The organism is Streptomyces sp. NPDC020362 (assembly GCF_040642095.1).
Classification (GTDB): Bacteria; Actinomycetota; Actinomycetes; order Streptomycetales; family Streptomycetaceae; genus Streptomyces.
The window spans coordinates 1-17,917 of sequence record NZ_JBFAET010000186.1 but is presented as its reverse complement, the minus strand read 5'-3'; the positions used below and the strand labels follow the sequence as shown (position 1 = coordinate 17,917).

Here is a 17,917-nt window from a genome sequence, read left to right as displayed (position 1 = left end):
CGGCGGACAGCGCGGCCGGGGCGGCAGCCGGCGGCTTGGCGGCTGCGGACCCGGCCGGGGTCTGGGCGCTGGCGCTGGTGGCCAGACCGGTGGAAATGAGGGCTCCGGCGGCCACAGCGGTGGCGATGGCCAGAGTGGCGCGCTGGTGACGCGTGTTGCGGGAGGACACAGAAGCTCCTTTGTGGGGGGAATGTCCAGCCGGTGTGGGGCCGGCCGAAGGTGCTGAAAGTTCTCGTGCTCCTGCAGCGGTGAAGGCAGAATCACATACATGGCAGGTACATGTCAGCCCACGCGCAGGTGACGTACACGAAAATTGGCCACTTGACGAATAGGCGAACGCACGCGGTCCCGAGACACGGGTGACCTCCCGGCGGCGGTCGGCGCACCGGGAGGCAATCGGGGCGCCCCGCACGGCTCTTGCGACGGCAACACCAGGAGGCAGCGGGCGACCGACGCGCCGACGGTGACCCTCGCACGACTGAAACCGGTCACGGCACTTTCACCAGTTGCCGCCCTACGGCGCGCATGACGCCGAACCGGCACCCGGAGCGGCGCACCCAGCACAGGCGGCCTGCACGGACAAGGGGGCGACGCCGACGCAGATACCTTTCAGCGGTCAGTTGGTGCAGATGTCGAGCATGGAGGAGAGGGCCGACTTCTCCTTGTCCGTGGTGGTCAGCTTCCAGACGGACTTGACGTGCGTGTAGTCCTTGGCGTACGTGCACCAGAAGGCATGGTTGGTGGGCTTCCAGTCAGCCGGCCCGCTGTCGGACTTGGAGGAGTTGGAGGACTCCGAGGCGATCAGCAGCTGGGGGTCCTTGAGATCGTTGCCGAAGGCCTTGCGCTGGTCCGCGGTCCAGGTGTCGGCGCCGGAGCGCCAGGCCTCGGCGAGCGGGACCATATGGTCGATCGTGGCCTGGGCGACCTCGGTGACGGTGGTGTCGTCGTAGGCTGAGTACCAGGAGCCGGAGGCGGGCTGGCAGTGGTCGGGCTTGTCCTGGACGTCCTTTCCGTCACGCGCCAGGACGTCCTGGCGGGTGGTACAGCCGTCCGGCTGGGTGGACCAGATGTCGAACTTGTCGCGGGCGTAGCCGTCCATCGAATGCGGGGCAGCCACGGTGAGTGCAGCCAGCTCGCTGCGGGCGGTCGCGGTCGACGGAGGCGCAGGCGGCTCCGCGAGGGCGGGAGTGGCGCAGGTTATCAGGAGCAGGGCGGTTGCGGGCAGGCCGAAGGCAGCGCGGCGCATGAAGTCTCCATGATGTGGGGGGATGAAGATTGTGTCCATGACAACCGAAAACGTGTGCCATCCGCTACGCGCGTTGACAAGCTCCGACAACTCCCCCACGGGTCCTTCACTGTGTGGTCACCCGCACAGCGGGCGGGTGGAGCCGTCACTTGAGCGCCCTGTGCCGTCTCTTGGCCGCTGTCTATCCAGGCAGGCACCAAGGAGGAGTTGGCCCCTGGCGCGCTCGGAGCGCGCCAGGGTGTACGGGCGGGCCGGGGCCAGGGGTCGGCGGGCCTGGGTGACGGTGACGGGAACCTCGGGGCAACCGTCGAGCACGTCCGCGGGAGCGACTCGCTCCGCGGGATCGACGCTCAGGCCCTGGTGGATCAGTCGAGCGGAGGGCTTGGAGGTGGAACAGAATCCTGGTCATGCGTGATGTCTGAGGTGGTGTCGGCGATGATAGGGCCACCCGGCCAACTTCCCTGTGTCCTCTGCCAGTAGGGCGGTCAGACGGAGCGGGGACCACCGCCGGACGGCTACGGGAGTTGCGGCGCAGAGCCATGCATCCATCGGGCACGGGATCAACGGAGCATGGCACGCCACGACTGTCAGTGGCTCCGGCTATCGTCGGCTGAATGGATCAAGGTGAACTGATCGCGGAACTGGAACGGGCTGGTCGCGACAAGGAGTTGTCGGCACGGATCGTCCGTCGTCTGGCCGAGCCGGGGGCCGCGGCTGTGCCCGGGCTGATCGCCGCGCTGCGTACGGTGGACCGGCAGACAATGTGGGGACTGCGGGATGCCTTGTGCCTGATAGGCCCTGCCGCCTTCGACGCCGCCGTGGCGGCCCGCGCCCGGGCCGAGAAAGTGCCCGACTGGTGGGAACTGGGTCATGTGCTGCGCGGGTTCGATGAGCGGTGTCTTCCGCAGTACGTGGCCGCTCTGTCCCATCCCATGAAGGAAATACGGCAGCAGGCACTGTGGGGGCTGCAGAACCTCGGCGAGGTCGCCGCCACCGCCGTGGTCGACGTCATCCCGTTCCTGAACGACGGGGATTCCTATACGCGCCACCATGCCGAGAAGACGATCCGGGCCATCGGCCGACAGGCGGGCCCCATACTGCGGGACATCCGCCGCGAAGGCCCCGCCCACCTGCGCAAACACGCGCTGAGTGCACTTGCCCTCATAGGCGGCGAGGCCGAGTTGGACGCGCAGGATCTGCACGCCCTGGAACGACTCATCCGGATCAAAACGACCCAGGACACCCCGGAAAGCCTGCCCGAGCACCGATGGCTGGCCGTCCCCGGTGCGACGTACGAGGGACTCTTCGAGGCCATGGGACTGCACGACCGCAGACCCTGCACGGTCTCGATGGGGTTGTCCGCCATGGAGGACGACGTCGCCTTCGTGGCAGGCCCGGACGGCACGAAGCACACGGTGTACCGGGTGTTCGTCACCCCGGAGCTGGACGGCTGGCGGCTCGTCTATGCCGACACGCCGCTGTGGGAGATGCACTGGGACGTCGACGACCTCCTGTGCCGGATCAGCGCTGCGTGCGGACAGGCCCAGTTCTTCTTCCAGGACGACCACAGCGACTCGATGATCTGGGCGGTTGCCGTCGACGGCACGATGCGCCGCAGCTACTGGCGCTACGGCGAGCCGGAATGGAAGGGCGAGCCGATGGACTGGGAAGCAGCTCTCAGCGAAGACCCTGACTTCGACCCCGAAGACAGCTACGAGCCGAACGCCACCCAGGAGTCCAGCGTCGGCTCCGCATCCTGTTCGCTGTCCCTCGACCCGGCCGGCGTCGGCTCACACACATCCATGCGCGGCCACGGCTGGCTTGCGGTCACGGAAGACGGAGTGGGCCATGGCCCGTTCACCGGAGCGCTACGCATCTAGCATTCAGCAGACCCGCTGTCTTTGCGCCCACCTGCAATGTCCCTCCTGAACTCGGGAAGCTTGGCTTGCGTTGCAACCTCGTCCAGGGCGCGGCACGGGGTGGACGCGGTGAGGAACGCCGAGAGGACCGATGCACACCGCGACAGGTGCGTCGGCAGCGCGCAGAACGCCGACCGAAAGTGATCAAAGGAGTACAGCAAACGGTGCCGGGAGTAACGTGCCACGAGGTCAGCGAGCAGCAGATCGCCCATGCTCTGGATGGCGTACAGGCGCGCATCCGGCCACTGGAGCGAGTTGTACTCCTACGTGAGCCTGAAGCGACTCCGGACGATGGGCAATGAGTTCCTCGACAATGTCGCCGCACGCACTCGGCAGGACCCCGCCCTCGGCTCGCCTCTGTCGCGCACGGTCCTGAGGACCGTGGCGGAGTGCGCCCTCGGAACCCTGGGCGTCGGCGTTTTCCCCAAGGCGGACTTCTCGATCCCCCTGCCTCTCGGCGATGAGACGCTCAGCCGTGAGAACTTCGACTGTGCTCCTGCTGCAGAGCTCGTGCCCACCGCAAGGACCTGGCTGGATGCGTTCGCGCTGTGCCTGGTCAGCGGCACCGTCCGGGAGTGGGAGCGGGCCAGCGGTCTGATTCTCCGAGCGGACTATGCGCCTGCCAAGGGAGCCGACCGTCAGGTCCGGCTACCTGCCGGAAGATCTGCTGCGCGCCGGAGGGCACTCCGCAGGCCGGTATCTGACACGGCGTGGTTCTTGCTCGTCTGTCACACGGATGGATACGCCTGCCCTGAGCGAGAGTTGAGACTGCAGCAGAACGGCTGCGCTGTTGTTCCGCCTCCCGGGGGCGCGCCCGGAAGCGCCGGCCGGGGGCGCTTCACCGCGCGCGGACCGGGTGCGTAGGGTACGAGCGGCCCGGGAGCCGTGCGCGCCGGGCCGCCCCGGCCGCGCGGACGACGCGACCGAAGGGCCGAAACCGGGGGTGGCTGGAATGGCGGACGCGGGGGACGTGGGGCGTGCGGACGAGGCCGGGGAGGGCGGCGGGGGCATCGCACCGCTGGACCGGCGGGTGTTAGCCGTTGCGGGTGTGGTCTTCGCCGTGCTGATGGCGCTGTCCTCGCGCTACGGCCTTCATCGCGACGAGCTGTACTTCCTCGACTGTGGCCGGCACCTCCAGGCGAGTTATGTGGACCAGCCGGCGCTGGCGCCGCTGCTGGGCCGAGTCTCGCTGTCGCTGTTCGGGGTCTCGGCGGCGGGCCTGCGGCTGTGGCCCGCGCTGGCTGCGGCGGGCACGGTCATCGTGGGCGGGCTGACCGCCCGGGAGTTCGGCGGCGCGCGGCGGGCACAACTCCTCGCGGCAATCGCGACGGGCACCATGCCCGTGCTGCTGGGCAGTGGGCATGTCGCCAACACGACGACGTACGAAGTGCTGGCATGGGCGGCGATCGCGCTCGTGGTCGTACGGATCGGCCGCACCGGCGACACGCGATGGTGGCTCGCCGCGGGAGCGCTGGTCGGTCTCGGCTCGGAATTCAACCACCTCGCGGCGATCTTCGGAGGCGTTCTGCTGGCCGCGGCTCTGCTCGGCCCGGCACGCCGGGCCGTGGCTGACCGACGACTGCTCGCGGGAGCAGTGATCGCTGTGCTGTTCGTGCTGCCTGACCTGTGCTGGCAGGCGCGGCACGGATGGGCGATGTTCGAGATGACGCAGGCACTGAACGGGGAGCACGGAGGCCCGGGGAACGTCCTCACCTGGATCGTAGGGCAGTTCGGCATGTCCTGTCTGGTGATGACGGTTCTGTGGGTGGCGGGCCTGCGGTTCCTGTGGCGGTCCGGCAGGCCGTTGTGGCGGTGCCTGGTGACCGCGTACGCCGTGCTGTTCGTACTGTTCGCCGTGACGACCGGAGCGCAGGTGTACTACCTGGGTGGGCTGTACGTGTGCCTGCTGGCGGCCGGCGCGGTGGGACTCGACGGGTGGCTGCACTCCCGCCCGGACCGGTTGCGCAGCCTGATGATCGGAACCGCCGTCTCGGCCGCGCTGTCCGCTGTGATCGTGCTGCCGGTGCTGCCGTCTTCTGACGTGGCCTGGACGTACGGCACCAGCCCTGTATCAGGGGAGACCCTGGGCTGGCCCCAACTGGTCGGCACCGTACGGCAGGTGTGGACCGGGCTTCCGGCCGGGCAGCGTGAGAACGCGGTGATCTTCGCGGCGGACTACGGCGAGGCCGGTGCCATCAACGAACTGGGCCGCAGCGCCGGACTGCCCACCGCCGCGGGCGCCCAGAACACCGACTGGTGGTGGGGCCCCGGCAATCCGCACGCCACGACCGTGGTGGCCGTCGCCCCCGGACCCGACTACGTCCCCGGCTACGCCACCCACCTGCGCCGGTACTTCCGGCACGTCCGCATGGCCGCCACCCTCTCCAACCCCAACGGCGTGCACAACATCGAATGGGGCGGCCACGTCTACGTCTGCACCGGCCCCCGCCGCCCGTGGGGCGCGATATGGCCCGAACTGCGCAAGTACGCGTGACGCCCGCGGCCCCGTCAGGTTCTTCGAGGTCCTGCAAGAAGGCCGCTGGCCTCCGGGCCCCATGGCTGTTGCCGGCGGTGGCCGCTGTGCCCGGGCCTGCCCCCTGTCGAACGGACGACCCGGGGGCTGTGTCACTGCGCTCGCTGCGCGCCTTGGGGCGAAGGCTGCATGAACCAGCCTGCAGCCAGTGCGACTCTCATCAGCCTCTTGTGCCGTCTGTCCACGCCGAGATCTCCGCGACACCCTGACGGACGGCTGCTTCCGGGTCCCGGGCGAGCCGCCCGCAGACCGCTGCAACGTCCGGCACGCCGTCCGTGCTCGCGAGCGCGTCATGCACCCCGGTCTGCATCCAGTCGGCCTGGTTGTCATCAGCCCGGGCAAGCGCGAGAGCGATGAGCCTTATGGCGGCCACCGTCCCCACGCAGGCCAGAGCCTCTGCCGTCTGCCGGGTCACCGCCGTGTCCTCGACGTCCAGCAGCAGCCCCACCAGCGCTTTCGCAGCCTCAGGAGCCTCAGCGAAGGGAGCAAGGTCATGCCCGGCACGAACACGTTGCGACCAGGAAGGAGACGAGGCTCCGGCCAAGGCCGCCTCCAACCCACTCATCATCTCCGGCACGACCAGACAGTCTCATGCCCGACGACGAACTTCGAGCCCGGACCGAAGCTGCCTACGTGCTCGGCAGAAAAGGATAGAGGCCCCCGCGCCCTCACTTCCGGCAGGCACGAGCGGCGGGTGCAGGCACCCGCGCTCCGGCAAGCCGTACGGAGCGCTCATGTACGAGGTGATGGAAACTGCCGAGAGGGGTGGAGCGGCCGGGCCGGATCGCCAGGACCCTGCCGCGTTCTGCGGGCTCGCTCACCCGACCTTCTTGATCACTGCGGCAGGCCGGCCTCGGCCCACCGGCGGAAGGGTCCCGTGCGCGGGGAGCAGCGCTGCTCGGCCCACCACTTCAGGTGATCCAGGGAAACAACCCCGCGCGGGCAGGGAGCACCGCCCGCGCCCACCCGGCGCAGCCCAGCCTGCTCCGAGTGCGCTATGGATACGCCATGACGTGGATGCTGGTGACAGCAGGAACACTCGTGGCGTCACTCGTCACCATCGCGCGCGAACTGTGCCGGAATGTGACACTCCGACAGGTTCGCCCGACGGCAATCGAGCTGTCGGCCGAGGTGATCGGCAACAGCGCCACCCGGAGCGGGAAGCCGGGCGCCTATATCCTCCCACCGGTCGTCCGCTACTACGTCGACGGCAAACGCCACGAGACCGAGATCGCCAACCCGGCCTTCGGCCGCCCCGTCGACGTCGGCTCCTCGATGACCGTCCTCGTCTCCCCGGACAGCCCCTACAGCGGCCCCGGGGAACAATGGAACAGCGGTTGGCGCTAAGGGCTGATTTTGCCGTCCAGCACAGCGACCCACAGCTCTGCCGAGGTTCGGCAAAGCCCAGTTGAGCGGTTGGGCCCGGGGCTTCGGTCCGGCCGTGCCAGTGGAATTTCTGACTGATGAGCAGGCCGAGACGTACGGGAAGTTCGCCGAGGAGCCGACGAGGCCCGAGCTGGAGAGGTTCTTCCACCTCGATGATGTCGACCGTGCGCTGATCGGCAAGCGGCGCGGGGATCAGAGCCGGCTCGGGTTCGCGCTCCAGATATGCACGGTGCGCTACGTCGGGCTGTTCCTGGAGGACCCGCTCGCGGTGCCGTGGCCGGTCATCGAGCACCTCGGCCAGGAGCTGGGCATCGAGGACGTCTCGCGCATCAAGCAGCACACCGAGCGGTTGAAGACGGCGTACGAGCACGCATGGGAGATTCGCGACGCCTACGGCGACCACCTGTACGAGGACCCGGAGTCGGGCCGCTTGTTCCGTGTGTTCCTGCACGGCCGGGCGTGGACGAACGCCGAGGGGCCGGTGGCGCTGTTCAATCAGTCGGTGCACTGGCTGCGGCGGAACCGGGTGCTGCTGCCCGGGGTGAGCGTGCTGGCCCGGCAGGTCGCGAAGGTGCGCTCGATCGCCGAGCAGCGGCTGTACTCGACGGTGGCGAACGCGGCCCGCCGCGCGGACACCTCGCTGCCCGGGGACCTGGTCGCCCTGCTGGAGGTGCCGGAAGGCAAGCGGCTTTCGGAGCTGGAGCGGATGCGCCGGCCGCCGACGCGGACCACTGGCAACGCGATGAAGGGGGCCTTGGAGCGGGTCGACGAGATCCCGGCGTTCCGCCTGGGGAAAGTGAAGGTCGAGCAGATCCCGCCGAACGGGCTGGCAGCGATGGCGAAGAACGGGCTGTGCCCGAAGGTCCCGAACCTGGCCCGCACCCTGGAGCCGAAGCGCACGGCGATGGTCACCGCGGTGGTCCGGTCGCTGGAGGCGGCGGCGATCGACGACTCCCTGGACCTGCTCGCGCTCCTGATGCAGGTCAAGCTGATCAGCTCGGCGAAGCGGGCCACGAACAGCGACCGGCTGTCGACGCTCCCCCGGCTGGAGAAGGCGTCGCGGGTGATGACGGCGGTCTGGCGGGTGCTCTCCAAGGAGTTGGACCTGGTCGAGGAGCACGGCACCGATCTGGACGTGGCCGCGCTGTGGCGGGCGGTGCAGACGATCGCCCCTCGCGAAGAGGTCAACGCCACCGCGGCGACAGTGGAGGAGCTGGTCCCGCCCGGGGACGACGCGGCCGAGACGGCGGTCCGCGCGCAGCTGGCCGCCCGGTACAACATGGTCCGTCCGTTCCTGACCCTGCTCGGGGAGTCGACGGCGCTCGGGGCCGCGTCGGGAGGGTGCCGGGAGCTGGCCGCCGTGCATAAGCTGCCCGCGCTGTCGCGGCGCCGGGTGAAGGACAAGCCACTGCTGCCGAGAGAGATCGACAGCAAGCTGGTGCCGCCGGCCTGGCGGCGGGCGGTGTTCAACAACGCGGGACTCCCAGCCGGGGCGGTGGACCGCGACGCGTACGTGGTCTGCGTGCTGGAACAGCTTTACCGCACGCTTCAGCGCCGGGACGTGTTCGCGTCGCCGTCGAACCGGTGGTCCGACCCGCGGGCGCGGCTGCTGGACGGCAAGGCGTGGGAGGCGGTACGCGAGGACACCCTGGCGGGGCTGAGCCTGAACGAGCCGGTCGAGGGGCACCTCAAGGGCCGGGGCAAGGCGTTGGATGCGGCCTGGCAGTTGATGGCGGAGCGGCTGGATGAGGCCGGGCAGGACGCGAAACTCAGCTTCGAGGGGCAGCCCAACGGCAGGTTGCAGCTGAACGTGGACCGGCTCGGCGCACTCGGCGAGAGCGCGTCGTTGAAGTGGCTGCGCCAGACCACCGCGAAGATGCTCCCGAAGATCGACCTGCCGGACCTGCTGTTCGAGGTCGACTCCTGGACCGGGTTCTTGGACGCCTTCGTGCACTTGGGTGACGGCCGGACGCGCATGGAGGACGTGCCCGCCGGGATGGTGTGTCAGACCATGGGGAGCCGGTCCACCAGCAGCTCCGCCCTCGGCTCGGTGTCCCCCGGCGGCAGCCGTCCTGCCCGGGGCAGGGTCGCCAGCCCGTGCAGGGCCGCCCAGAACACCTCGGTGAACAGCGCCGCTTCGTGGGCGATGTCCGTGAGGTTCTCCTCGACCGTACGGTCGGTGTTCCCCACGCCCTCCTCCAGTAGGCGGCCCAGAAGCGAACCCAGCTTCAGGAGGCGCTCGTTGGGCACCGTCACTAAGAGCTCTTCCTCGTCGGTGAAGTACGTGCAGAGCGCCGCTTCGGACCAGCCCGCCCGCCGCCTTCGCAATCTGCTTGGTGGTCGTACGGCGAGCCCAATGTCCAGCATGAGGTCATGAGCCGCGTCGACGATGCGGACGCGAGCTGGCTTCTGTTCCGTACGCGATTCCATGCGGGCTCCCATCTCCCTTGACGCGAGGGTGAGTGTTCACTCACCCTAAGGGCGACGGGGTGAGTGAACACTCACCCACCAAGGGAACACCTGGAGGGCGCGCCATGCAGCTCACGGTTTTCGGTGCGACGGGCGGCATCGGGCAGGAGATCGTCAAGCAGGCCCTCCCGGCACTCCAGGTCGTCACCACCGTGTGACCGATAGCGAGAGGAAGTACCGAAGATGGCCAAGCTGCAGAGTCTCGACCCGCACACGCCGATGTTCGCGCAGTTGAAGGAGAAGACCGGGCCCATCGTCCTGGCCAACACCTTCTTCGTCCCGAAGGAGAGGACTGAAGCGTTCCTGACCCTCTTTCAGAGGCAGGCCGAGTTCATGAAGGCTCAGCCGGGATTCGTCTCCCTGCAGATGCACAAGGGAACGGCGGACAGCCAGCTTCTGATGAACGTCGCGGTCTGGGAGTCGACCGAGACTCTCGCCACGGCGTTCGGCAGCCCGGAGTTCCAGCGCATGGCTGCCGAGTTCCCCGACGACATCGTGTCGTACCCGCACATCTTCGAGCAGATCGACGTATGACACGGCAGCTGTAGCCGGGGAGGGCAGTCGGAGACGCCCTGCCCTCCCCTCGGCAGTAACCCATCCATGCACCATGTCGGGTCGCCAAGGCCACCTAGCACCCCACCGCGCCTAGCCCCGTCCCTGAAAAGGAGTCCCTGTGACCGTGGAACTGAATCACACCATCGTCCCCGCCCGTGACCCGCAAGCCTCGGCGCGGTTCCTGGCCGAAATTCTCGGCCTGAGTGTCGATCCGCCGGTGGCGCACTTCGCGCCGGTCACGCTGGCCAACCAAGTCAGCCTCGACTACGACCAGCTGGACAACTTTGAGCCACACCACTACGCGTTCATGGTCAGCGAGCAGGAGTTCGACGCCGCCCTTGCCCGCATCCAGCATGGTGGAATCACCCACTACGGCGATCCCGCATGCCAAGAGATTGGGCAGATCTATCACAACAAGCGCACCAAAGGCCGCAGGGGCATTTACTTCCACGACCCCGGCGGACATCTCATGGAAATCCCGGGCGGCGCCGGGTCGTGAGGCCGGTGGCGGCCCGGCGGATCATGGCTTCTGGGGCCTGTCTTCAATCTGTGCGGATCCAGATCTTCAGCGCGGCCAGGGTAACGGCCGCCTGGTAGAACTGGGCGGTCTTGTCATGCCTGGTCGCGATCCCGCGCCACTGCTTGAGGCGATTAAAGCACCGCTCGACCACGTTGCGCTGCTTGTAGCGCTCGCGGTCAAAAGCCGGTCGGCACCCGCCCACTCGGCCCCGTCGGGCCCGGTTGGCCACCTGATCGGCCCGCTCGGGAATGGTGTGCCCGATCCCGCGGGCACGCAGGTGCAAACGGATGGCACGGGTGCTGTAGCCCTTGTCGCCCAGCACATGGTCCGGGCGGGTGCGCGGCCGACCCGAACTGCTGTGGCCGCCGCTCCTGTCCCGGGTCGATCTCGAGGCGGACATCGTCCTGCGCATGCAGGCCCAGCACGAGCGCGTTGAGGCCACGCTGACCAGGCCGGACGCCGCGGTCCCGGCGTGGTCGGCCACCGCCGGAGCCGACGATTGCGACACCCTCGTGTCGACCCTCGCCGATCACCGGCCAGTCCTGCTCGAACACCTCGGCGACGAGGAGGCCACCCTCCTTCCGCTCGCGGCCGAGCACATCACCGAAAAGGAATGGGCCTCCCTGGGCGACCACCTGGTGGCCAACACGCCCAAGCTCACCCTGCTCACCCTCTTCGGCCTCGTCCTGGAGGACGTGAACCCGGCCGAGCACGCCACGCTCCTGTCCGCCCTCCCCGCGCCGGTACGCGACATCTGACACGTCATCGGCCGCCCTCGCTACGCCCGCCACATCAGCCGCGTCCGCGCCGCCTGACCAGACCCCATACGACTCACCAGGCTCACCAAGCTCACAACGACTCGCAAGGAGAAGAAGAATGTCGCTGAGGAAGATCAACACCGTCCTGGCCGCCGCCTTCATCCTCTTCATCCTCTGGTTCGGGGTGGAGTTCATCCTGACTCCGGAGACGACGGCGCCGGGCTTCGGCCTGCCGAGCTGGCCGTCCGGCGACGGCGGCGGCTTCCTGATCATCAAGGGAATCCGCGACGTCGTCTTGGCCCTGGTCCTGGGCATCCTGCTGGTGACGGGCCAGCGCCGGGCGCTGGGCTGGGTGCTGCTGGTGGAGGCCCTCGCCGCGTACGGCGACATGGCCACCGTGCTGGCCCACCACGGCTCCGTGGCCACCGCGCTCGGCGTCCACGGCCTGACCGCGACGCTGATGGTGGTCAACGGCCTGCTGATGATGCGCGAGACCCGTAAGGTCGCGGCCGCTCCGGCGACGCCCGCCCCGCAGCCCGCCTGATCCCATCGGTCCAAGGTGGCCCGGACCCCAGCCGGGCCACCTTGGCGCGTGCCGGTGTGCGCGTGTCAGCGCCCGCCGGGAAAGGCCAGGCAGACGATCTTCTTCCAGTGAGCGACGACCTGACGGCTGAGGCGGCCTGCTGCGCCGCAGCGGCCACGGCCACCTGGACTGGCCGGTATTGGGCATATGCGCCGCGGTCATCACCATGCCGCTCATCACCCGCGCCACCACGGCAACGAGACCTAAGTCGGTTGATTCGAACGGTCCACTTGCTGGCCACTGGTACAGCACGGTCCTGTCCTTGTAGAACTCGGCGTCGTGGTCAACGGGGCGGTCCCCCTTTGCGTCCGGCCCCAGTTCGAGGCCGCGCTCGCGCTCGCCCGGCAGATCAAGGCCACGCCCCGCACTGCCATCATCTTCACCGTGTACGAGATGAAGCGCCTCGGCCGCGACGCCGCCGAACTCACCGCGCCCTCAGACCACCTCACCGCCCACGGCCTCATCCTGAAGACGCTCGCCGGGCCCCTGCCCGGGATGTACGACCCCAGCGGACCGGGCCGCCTGCTGTTCGCCTTCTTCGCGGCGATGGCGGAGACCGAGCGGGAGAACATCCGCGAGTCGACCGTCGAAGGGCTCGACGCGGCAGCCCGCAAGGGCAAGCGTGGCGGCCGGCCACCCGTCATCACCGACGACACGCTGCACACCGTGCTCCGGCGCCGGGAGAACGGCGAGTCGGTCGAGCAGATCCAGCCCGGCCTGATCATCCCCACCGACAAACGCAAGGGCCAGGCCCCCAGCGTCGCGAGCATCTACCGCGCGCTCGCCGAACACGAGAAGAAGGAGGCGTACCCCGCCCCCGCCGAGTCCGCATCCGGCGCCCGGACGACCCGATCACCCCCGAGGAAGCCGCTCTCCGGCAGCGTCTGCAGGACCAAGTCCTTCAGCCCACGGAGACTGAGTAGCCAGCAAGATCAGCCCTCAGCGCCAACCGCTGTTCCATTGTTCCCCGGGGCCGTACAGCCCGATGGACCCGTACGGCGGCCTGGGTCCCGCCCTCCGAGGGGCCATCATCACCGCCGCGCTGAGCGCACTCCTCCTTGCCTGGCAGATCGCCCTGCTGTAGCCGACCGGGTCCAGTCCATCGCGGACTCGCACAAGACGGCGTCGCAGAGCGCATGCCGCCGGTAGCAGTGCACCTCTGCGGGTCCCGACGGAGTGACCCATCTGAGTAGCCGCGCTCGTGCGCGACGCCTGACCGCACGAGCATGCTGGCCGTATGTGGCTGACAGAGTGTCATGGGAACGGCAATGAGTATGAGGCACGGGCGCGTGCCGCCGACCGGCCGGCAGGTGGCGGTCAGTTCGGCGCTTCTCGTCATCGATCTGGTGGTCATCGCCCGGCTGGTGTTCGGCTATGGGATGACGGGCTGGGCCGACAGCTACGACAGTGTCAATCCGCCCAGTGCACCCAAGGTTGCGCGGCAGGGAATGTGGGTCCTGGTCGCCGGCGCAATCGTCACAGGTGGTGGCCTCCTGGCCCTGCGGTGGCGCATCCCGGGCATGGTGCAGTTGGTTGTCCTGGGAGTCGGAGCTTGCCTGCTCGCTCACCTCGCCGCCCAGTGATCAGTACGGCGCGACACACCTGACTGAACAGGACAGGAACAAGGCCCGCAAAGAGGACCTGTTTCTAGCGGGGGCGAGTAGAGCCACTGGGGCGGTGGCTTCGGGAGCCACTTTTTCAGCGGCGAGTTTGGGAGCCACCTGGTCTGATGGTGTGTGGCATGCCGCTGTTGGAGTAATCGGGGGCTTTGGGCTGTCTGGCCGCTCACGCTGTGATTGTTGATCACGGTCGTGTCAGGAGTCCGTGGGTGTACAGGTCACGTGAGTGGATTTCTGAGCGGATCCGTCGTGATCACCGGTTGGATCCGGCGGTCTCGGGGCGGACGCTGGCTCAGCGGTACAAGGTGTCGAGGGGCACGGTGGCGAAGGCGCTGACGTGTCCGGTGCCGGCGAAGCGGAAGAAGCCGCCGCCCAGGAAGAGCGTGCTGGAGCCGGTCAAGGGCTTCATCGACGCGATGCTGCGCGAAGATCTGGACACGTGGAAGAAGCAGAAGCACACCATCGCCCGGGTTCTTGAGCGGCTGGCGAGTGAGCACGACTTCGAGCTCGCGGCGTACTCCACGGTGCGGGACTACGTGGCCAAGCGGCGCTCGGAGCTGGCCCTGGAGGCGAGGCAAGGGCGTCGGCATCTGGAGGGGACGGTGCCGCAGGAGAAGCGGCCCGGGGAAGAGGCCGAGGTCGACTTCGCGGATGTGTGGCTGGACCTGGCCGGGCAGCGCCGCAAGTGTGTGCTGCTCACGCTGCGGATGTCGTATTCGGGCAAGGCCATTCACCGCGTCTACGCGACCGCCTCGCAAGAAGCTTTCCTCGAAGGCCATGTCGAGGCGTTTCGGGCGCTGGGTGGGGTGCCGACCGTCCATATCCGCTATGACAACCTCAAGCCTGCGGTGAAGCAGGTTCTCTTCGGCCGCTCGCGCACGGAGACAACACGGTGGGTGTCGTTCAGGTCGTGGTACGGATATTCGGCTTTCTATTGCGCTCCTGGCGAGGAAGGAGCACATGAGAAGGGCGGCGTCGAGCACGAGGGCGGCAGATTCAGGCGCAAGCATCTGGTCCCGGCCGTCGCCGTGGACAGTCTCGCCGAGCTCAACGAGCGGCTCGCGGCGATCGACGCGGCCGAGGACTCCCGGCATGTCCACGGCCGTCCTACCTCGATCGGTTTCGACTTCGAGCAGGAACGGCCGCTGCTGGCACCGTTGCCCGCCGATGAGTACGACACCGGCATCGACCTGACACCGGTGGTCCACCGCAACGGCCGGGTCACCGTCCGCCAGTGCCACTACTCGGTGCCGGCGAAGTTCATCGGCATGAAGGTGCGGGTGAAGCTGCGGGCGAACGAGGTATGGGTCTTCGATGGCCGCCGCGTCATCGCCCGCCACCCGCGGCTGACCCGCCGTTACACCTACCACGACGTCCTGGATCACTATCTGGAGATCCTGCTGGTCAAGCCGGGCGCATTTCGCCGGAGCCGCCGCGCTCGCGCAGGCCCGCGCCGAAGGCGGCTTCACCAAGGTTCACGAGGCGTTCTGGGCCGCGGCCAAGAAGAAGGCGGGCAACAAAGAGGGCACCCGGATGCTGATCGAGGTGTTGTTGCTGCACCGCCAGATGCCGCCCGCCGCGGTCATCACTGGGATGGCCACCGTCCTCAAGGTCGGCTCGGTCAGGTACAGACCTTGTCGCGATCGAGGCCCGCAAGGCGATCGAGAACAGCGGCATGGAAGATGCCAGCCCCGCCGACAGCCGCCTCGATGACGCCGCCCTGGGCGACGAGGACACTGCCGTCGAGGGCGCGCACAGTGGCTCGGGGGCGAAGGTGATCTCGCTGCACACCCGACGCCTGCCGCCCGATCCCCGCACCACGCTGCCGGACATGAGCAACACGACCGGCTGCTGACGCCGGTTGCCGACACCACAAGGACGAGAAGGGGCACCACCGCATGAGCCCCACCGCCACCGCCGCACAGGTCCCGTCCACCCGGATGCCGCTGCCCGAAAGCGACCCGGAGAACGCGTTGATCGACGAGGCATGCCGGGACCTGCGGCTGCCCGCTTTTCGGGAGCGGTTTGTGGAGCTGTCGGCCACCGCGAGGCGCGAACAGTGCTCCTATAAGCAGTTCCTGCTCGAATTGCTGCAGGTCGAGCGGGCCGACCGGGATGTCCGCCGTCAACAGAGACTGGTCCGCTCGGCCAGGTTCCCACGACCCAAGCGGCTCGAAGACTTCGACTTCGACCGCAACCCCAACGTACTGCCGGAGACGGTCGGTGCCCTCAAGTCCACGTCCTGGGTGCGCGAGGGGCGCCCCTTGGTGCTGATCGGTGACTCCGGCACCGGCAAATCGCACCTGTTGATCGGAGTGGGCACGGCGATCGCCGAGGCGGGCATGAGCGTTCGCTACACCACCACCTCCGCGCTGGTGAACGAGCTCGCCGAGGCGGACGCCGCCCGGCGGCTGTCCTCCGTGATCGCCCGCTACAGCAAGGTCGACCTTCTTTGCCTGGACGAGTTCGGCTATCTGAACCTGGACAAGAAGGGCGCCCGACTACTGTTCCAGATCTTCACCGAACGCGAGGAGTGCAAGGCGACCGTGGTGGCCACCAACTCCCCGTTCGCCGAGTGGGACAAGATCTTCGCCGACCCGAGGCTCTGCGCGGCCATCGCCGACCGGATCACCTTCCGCTGCACGCTGATCCAGACCGGCACTGAGTCCTACCGGTTCCAGGCCACCGAACACGAACGTCAAGCCAGGCTGGCTCAGTGACCGACGGACGCGGGGCCTGGCGCGCTGGAACGATCACGGTCCCGTGATGCGCGGGCTGGCGAACACCGAGTTGTCGATGATGACGTCCATGGTCTTCAGCGGCTCGACCTCCTTGAGATAGATGCGCTCTGCGACCAGATACCGGTTCCGGTGGATCGACTCGGCCTCGGATCCGGCCCAGTCCTGGTCACGATCAGCACCGCGCTGGACGGACAGTTCCCTGTCCACATCCAGCCAGATACGGAAATCCCAGTACTTGTTGATCTCCGGGCGGAACGCGAAGACACCGTCCACGATCAGCACAACATCCGGCGCAACGGGCGTTGTGACCGCTGAGTGATCCCGCTGAGTAAGTGGGTCGATGCTGCACAGCGCGCACGACACCTCCCCTTGCGAGCGGCACGGATCGAGCAGGAGACGTTTGACAGCGTCGTAGTCGTACGCGTTGCGGTAGTACCCCTCACCCGACTCCCGGTCATAGAGATGCCGGTCTTTCCAGGGCTTCTTGAAGTCGTCCAGAGTCGCCCGGAGAACAGGACGCCCTGCACTGCTGATCCATCCGGCCAGCTCATGCCCGAAGCTCGTCTTGCCCGAGGCAGTAAGGCCATCGATCCCCACCAGCAGGCGCCCGCCACCTACAGACAGTATGCGCTTCGCGACCCGCTCCACCAGCACACTGCGTTCGGAAGAAGCCGGCACAGGGCACGGCTGCTGCCAGGTCGAAATCGACTGATGCACTTCTGCCCGCTGAAATCCCATCAGCCCAACCTATCCCCGCCCCTCACGGCGACAGCGAACGGGCTGCCGAACGACGAAGACACGGACAGAATCCGCAGCAACCGAGCGCGCATACAAAGGATCCGGGTCCTTCCGAACCGCGCCTGTCAGGGACACGGACCAAGAGGACCCGGAACCAACAAGCTATCGGTTCACACCCAACATCGATGCGCGGACACTCCCACCCCAGCCGCCACAGCTACACGTCACCCGATCGGGGCGGCTCCCACTCTCACCGCCGATCACGGAGCTGCGTCGCGGTCCATCCCCTCCACTGATGGAGCAACGTGGCTCCGGAAACCGCCGCCCAGTGGCTCTCATCAAACCCGCCAAAAACAGAGGACCACTCCCTGCACCAGGAACTGGCCGGGGCCAGGCTCGCCATCCAGATGGCGCCTCCCGCAGCAGCCTCTGCACCTCCTCCGCCGGCTGCGGGAAACCCGCGAGCACCGGCTCCACCACACCCCGCCAGACGCCGGAGCCCACGACAGGAAGCACCGCAGACGGCCTGCCGATCGACACTCCTGCTGAATCTCTCCGGCGGGGTCCACAGCCTGACCACTGCCAGCCAAAAAGAGTGCAGCAGGCGGCCGTTGCCCGCGTCTCTGGCCGGTGACGGCCCGAGCACGGGTGGGACCGGTGCAAAGGGCCGTCAGATGTTCGTGGAGATCGCGGTACAACCATCGGTGCCGCCGAAGAGTCTCTTCTTCGCTGCGCATTGCGTGATCAAGCGGGTGGCCCGCTGGGCACGGGGGTGCGGGCCATCGTTCTGGTTCGCGGACGCCGCCGGCGTCCGTGGTTGTGCAGGGGGTTTCGTGCGTCACTCGGTCCG

15 protein-coding genes and 2 pseudogenes are annotated in these 17,917 nt (G+C 68.0%); 12 read left to right on the top strand and 5 right to left on the bottom strand.

The window, feature by feature from the left end:
• Nucleotides 1-616: 616 nt before the first annotated feature.
• A complete protein-coding gene (locus AB0H32_RS38735; protein ID WP_361131160.1) occupies nt 617-1,246 on the bottom strand; it encodes a DUF1524 domain-containing protein in 630 nt (209 codons plus the stop codon).
• A gap of 614 nt (nt 1,247-1,860) precedes the next feature.
• Between AB0H32_RS38735 and AB0H32_RS38730 the strand changes: the two genes are divergently transcribed.
• Both AB0H32_RS38730 and AB0H32_RS38725 read left to right on the top strand, forming a co-directional pair.
• Nucleotides 1,861-3,126: a HEAT repeat domain-containing protein gene (locus AB0H32_RS38730; RefSeq protein ID WP_361131158.1), complete on the top strand. Its 1,266-nt coding sequence runs from the start codon at nt 1,861-1,863 to the stop codon at nt 3,124-3,126.
• Nucleotides 3,127-4,117: 991 nt separating this feature from the next.
• Entirely contained in the window at nt 4,118-5,659 is a 1,542-nt protein-coding gene (locus AB0H32_RS38725; RefSeq protein ID WP_361131156.1) for a glycosyltransferase family 39 protein, read from the top strand.
• 199 nt (nt 5,660-5,858) lie between these two features.
• On the opposite strand, the gene AB0H32_RS38720 is transcribed toward AB0H32_RS38725, so the two are convergent.
• Nucleotides 5,859-6,266, bottom strand: a complete 408-nt coding sequence (locus AB0H32_RS38720; protein WP_361131165.1) for a hypothetical protein — start codon at nt 6,264-6,266, stop codon at nt 5,859-5,861.
• Nucleotides 6,267-6,706: 440 nt separating this feature from the next.
• On the opposite strand from AB0H32_RS38720, the gene AB0H32_RS38715 reads away from it, so the two are divergent.
• Nucleotides 6,707-7,045 (top strand): hypothetical protein, encoded by a 339-nt coding sequence (locus tag AB0H32_RS38715; RefSeq protein WP_361131153.1) that lies wholly within the window; start codon nt 6,707-6,709, stop codon nt 7,043-7,045.
• Nucleotides 7,046-7,139: 94 nt separating this feature from the next.
• Nucleotides 7,140-9,086: pseudogene (locus AB0H32_RS38710) on the top strand (DUF4158 domain-containing protein); the annotation flags it as partial.
• Nucleotides 9,087-9,088: 2 nt separating this feature from the next.
• Here the strand turns inward: AB0H32_RS38710 and AB0H32_RS38705 are convergent.
• A complete protein-coding gene (locus AB0H32_RS38705; protein ID WP_361131163.1) occupies nt 9,089-9,514 on the bottom strand; it encodes a TetR-like C-terminal domain-containing protein in 426 nt (141 codons plus the stop codon).
• 222 nt (nt 9,515-9,736) lie between these two features.
• Here AB0H32_RS38705 and AB0H32_RS38700 point away from each other — a divergent pair, with 222 nt between their 5' ends.
• Together AB0H32_RS38700 and AB0H32_RS38695 are read left to right on the top strand one after the other, a co-directional pair.
• Complete coding sequence (locus AB0H32_RS38700) at nt 9,737-10,087, top strand: antibiotic biosynthesis monooxygenase family protein (protein ID WP_361131150.1); 351 nt, start codon at nt 9,737-9,739, stop codon at nt 10,085-10,087.
• Nucleotides 10,088-10,226: 139 nt separating this feature from the next.
• Nucleotides 10,227-10,607: a VOC family protein gene (locus tag AB0H32_RS38695; protein ID WP_361131147.1), complete on the top strand. Its 381-nt coding sequence runs from the start codon at nt 10,227-10,229 to the stop codon at nt 10,605-10,607.
• Nucleotides 10,608-10,650: 43 nt separating this feature from the next.
• On the opposite strand, the pseudogene AB0H32_RS38690 reads toward AB0H32_RS38695, so the two are convergent.
• A pseudogene (locus tag AB0H32_RS38690) lies at nt 10,651-10,980 on the bottom strand (transposase); the annotation flags it as partial.
• Between AB0H32_RS38690 and AB0H32_RS38685 the strand changes: the two are divergent.
• From AB0H32_RS38685 to istB, 6 genes are all read left to right on the top strand, one after another.
• On the top strand, nt 10,964-11,386 hold the full coding sequence (locus tag AB0H32_RS38685) for a hypothetical protein (protein WP_361131168.1): 423 nt from the start codon (nt 10,964-10,966) through the stop codon (nt 11,384-11,386). The pseudogene AB0H32_RS38690 and the gene AB0H32_RS38685 overlap by 17 nt on opposite strands.
• Before the next feature lie 118 nt (nt 11,387-11,504).
• The gene (locus tag AB0H32_RS38680; protein WP_361131144.1) at nt 11,505-11,930 is read left to right on the top strand and encodes a DUF4267 domain-containing protein; all 426 of its coding nucleotides are present in this window, start codon (nt 11,505-11,507) and stop codon (nt 11,928-11,930) included.
• 318 nt (nt 11,931-12,248) lie between these two features.
• Nucleotides 12,249-13,118 carry a recombinase family protein gene (locus AB0H32_RS38675; RefSeq protein WP_361131141.1) on the top strand — a complete coding sequence of 290 codons (870 nt, stop codon included), beginning with the start codon at nt 12,249-12,251 and terminating at the stop codon, nt 13,116-13,118.
• A gap of 140 nt (nt 13,119-13,258) precedes the next feature.
• The gene (locus AB0H32_RS38670) at nt 13,259-13,552 is read left to right on the top strand and encodes a DUF6234 family protein (RefSeq protein ID WP_361131138.1); all 294 of its coding nucleotides are present in this window, start codon (nt 13,259-13,261) and stop codon (nt 13,550-13,552) included.
• A 209-nt stretch (nt 13,553-13,761) separates the two neighbouring features.
• Nucleotides 13,762-15,366 carry an IS21 family transposase gene (gene istA / locus AB0H32_RS38665; protein WP_361131136.1) on the top strand — a complete coding sequence of 535 codons (1,605 nt, stop codon included), beginning with the start codon at nt 13,762-13,764 and terminating at the stop codon, nt 15,364-15,366.
• Between the two features lie 120 nt (nt 15,367-15,486).
• On the top strand, nt 15,487-16,308 hold the full coding sequence (gene istB, locus AB0H32_RS38660; protein ID WP_361131133.1) for an IS21-like element helper ATPase IstB: 822 nt from the start codon (nt 15,487-15,489) through the stop codon (nt 16,306-16,308).
• A 33-nt stretch (nt 16,309-16,341) separates the two neighbouring features.
• On the opposite strand, the gene AB0H32_RS38655 is transcribed toward istB, so the two are convergent.
• Nucleotides 16,342-17,067 carry a uridine kinase gene (locus tag AB0H32_RS38655; RefSeq protein ID WP_361131130.1) on the bottom strand — a complete coding sequence of 242 codons (726 nt, stop codon included), beginning with the start codon at nt 17,065-17,067 and terminating at the stop codon, nt 16,342-16,344.
• Between the last annotated feature and the right edge of the window lie 850 nt (nt 17,068-17,917).

Excerpts from the sequence above, each read along its gene's own strand:
- AB0H32_RS38700 (WP_361131150.1), top strand. The coding sequence starts at position 9,737 with ATGGCCAAGCTGCAGAGTCTCGACCCGCACACGCCGATGTTCGCGCAG.
- AB0H32_RS38735 (WP_361131160.1), bottom strand. The coding sequence starts at position 1,246 with ATGCGCCGCGCTGCCTTCGGCCTGCCCGCAACCGCCCTGCTCCTGATA.
- AB0H32_RS38720 (WP_361131165.1), bottom strand. The coding sequence starts at position 6,266 with ATGATGAGTGGGTTGGAGGCGGCCTTGGCCGGAGCCTCGTCTCCTTCC.
- istB (WP_361131133.1), top strand. The coding sequence starts at position 15,487 with ATGAGCCCCACCGCCACCGCCGCACAGGTCCCGTCCACCCGGATGCCG.
- AB0H32_RS38705 (WP_361131163.1), bottom strand. The coding sequence starts at position 9,514 with ATGGAATCGCGTACGGAACAGAAGCCAGCTCGCGTCCGCATCGTCGAC.
- AB0H32_RS38730 (WP_361131158.1), top strand. The coding sequence starts at position 1,861 with ATGGATCAAGGTGAACTGATCGCGGAACTGGAACGGGCTGGTCGCGAC.
- AB0H32_RS38655 (WP_361131130.1), bottom strand. The coding sequence starts at position 17,067 with ATGGGATTTCAGCGGGCAGAAGTGCATCAGTCGATTTCGACCTGGCAG.
- AB0H32_RS38680 (WP_361131144.1), top strand. The coding sequence starts at position 11,505 with ATGTCGCTGAGGAAGATCAACACCGTCCTGGCCGCCGCCTTCATCCTC.
- AB0H32_RS38725 (WP_361131156.1), top strand. The coding sequence starts at position 4,118 with ATGGCGGACGCGGGGGACGTGGGGCGTGCGGACGAGGCCGGGGAGGGC.
- AB0H32_RS38715 (WP_361131153.1), top strand. The coding sequence starts at position 6,707 with ATGACGTGGATGCTGGTGACAGCAGGAACACTCGTGGCGTCACTCGTC.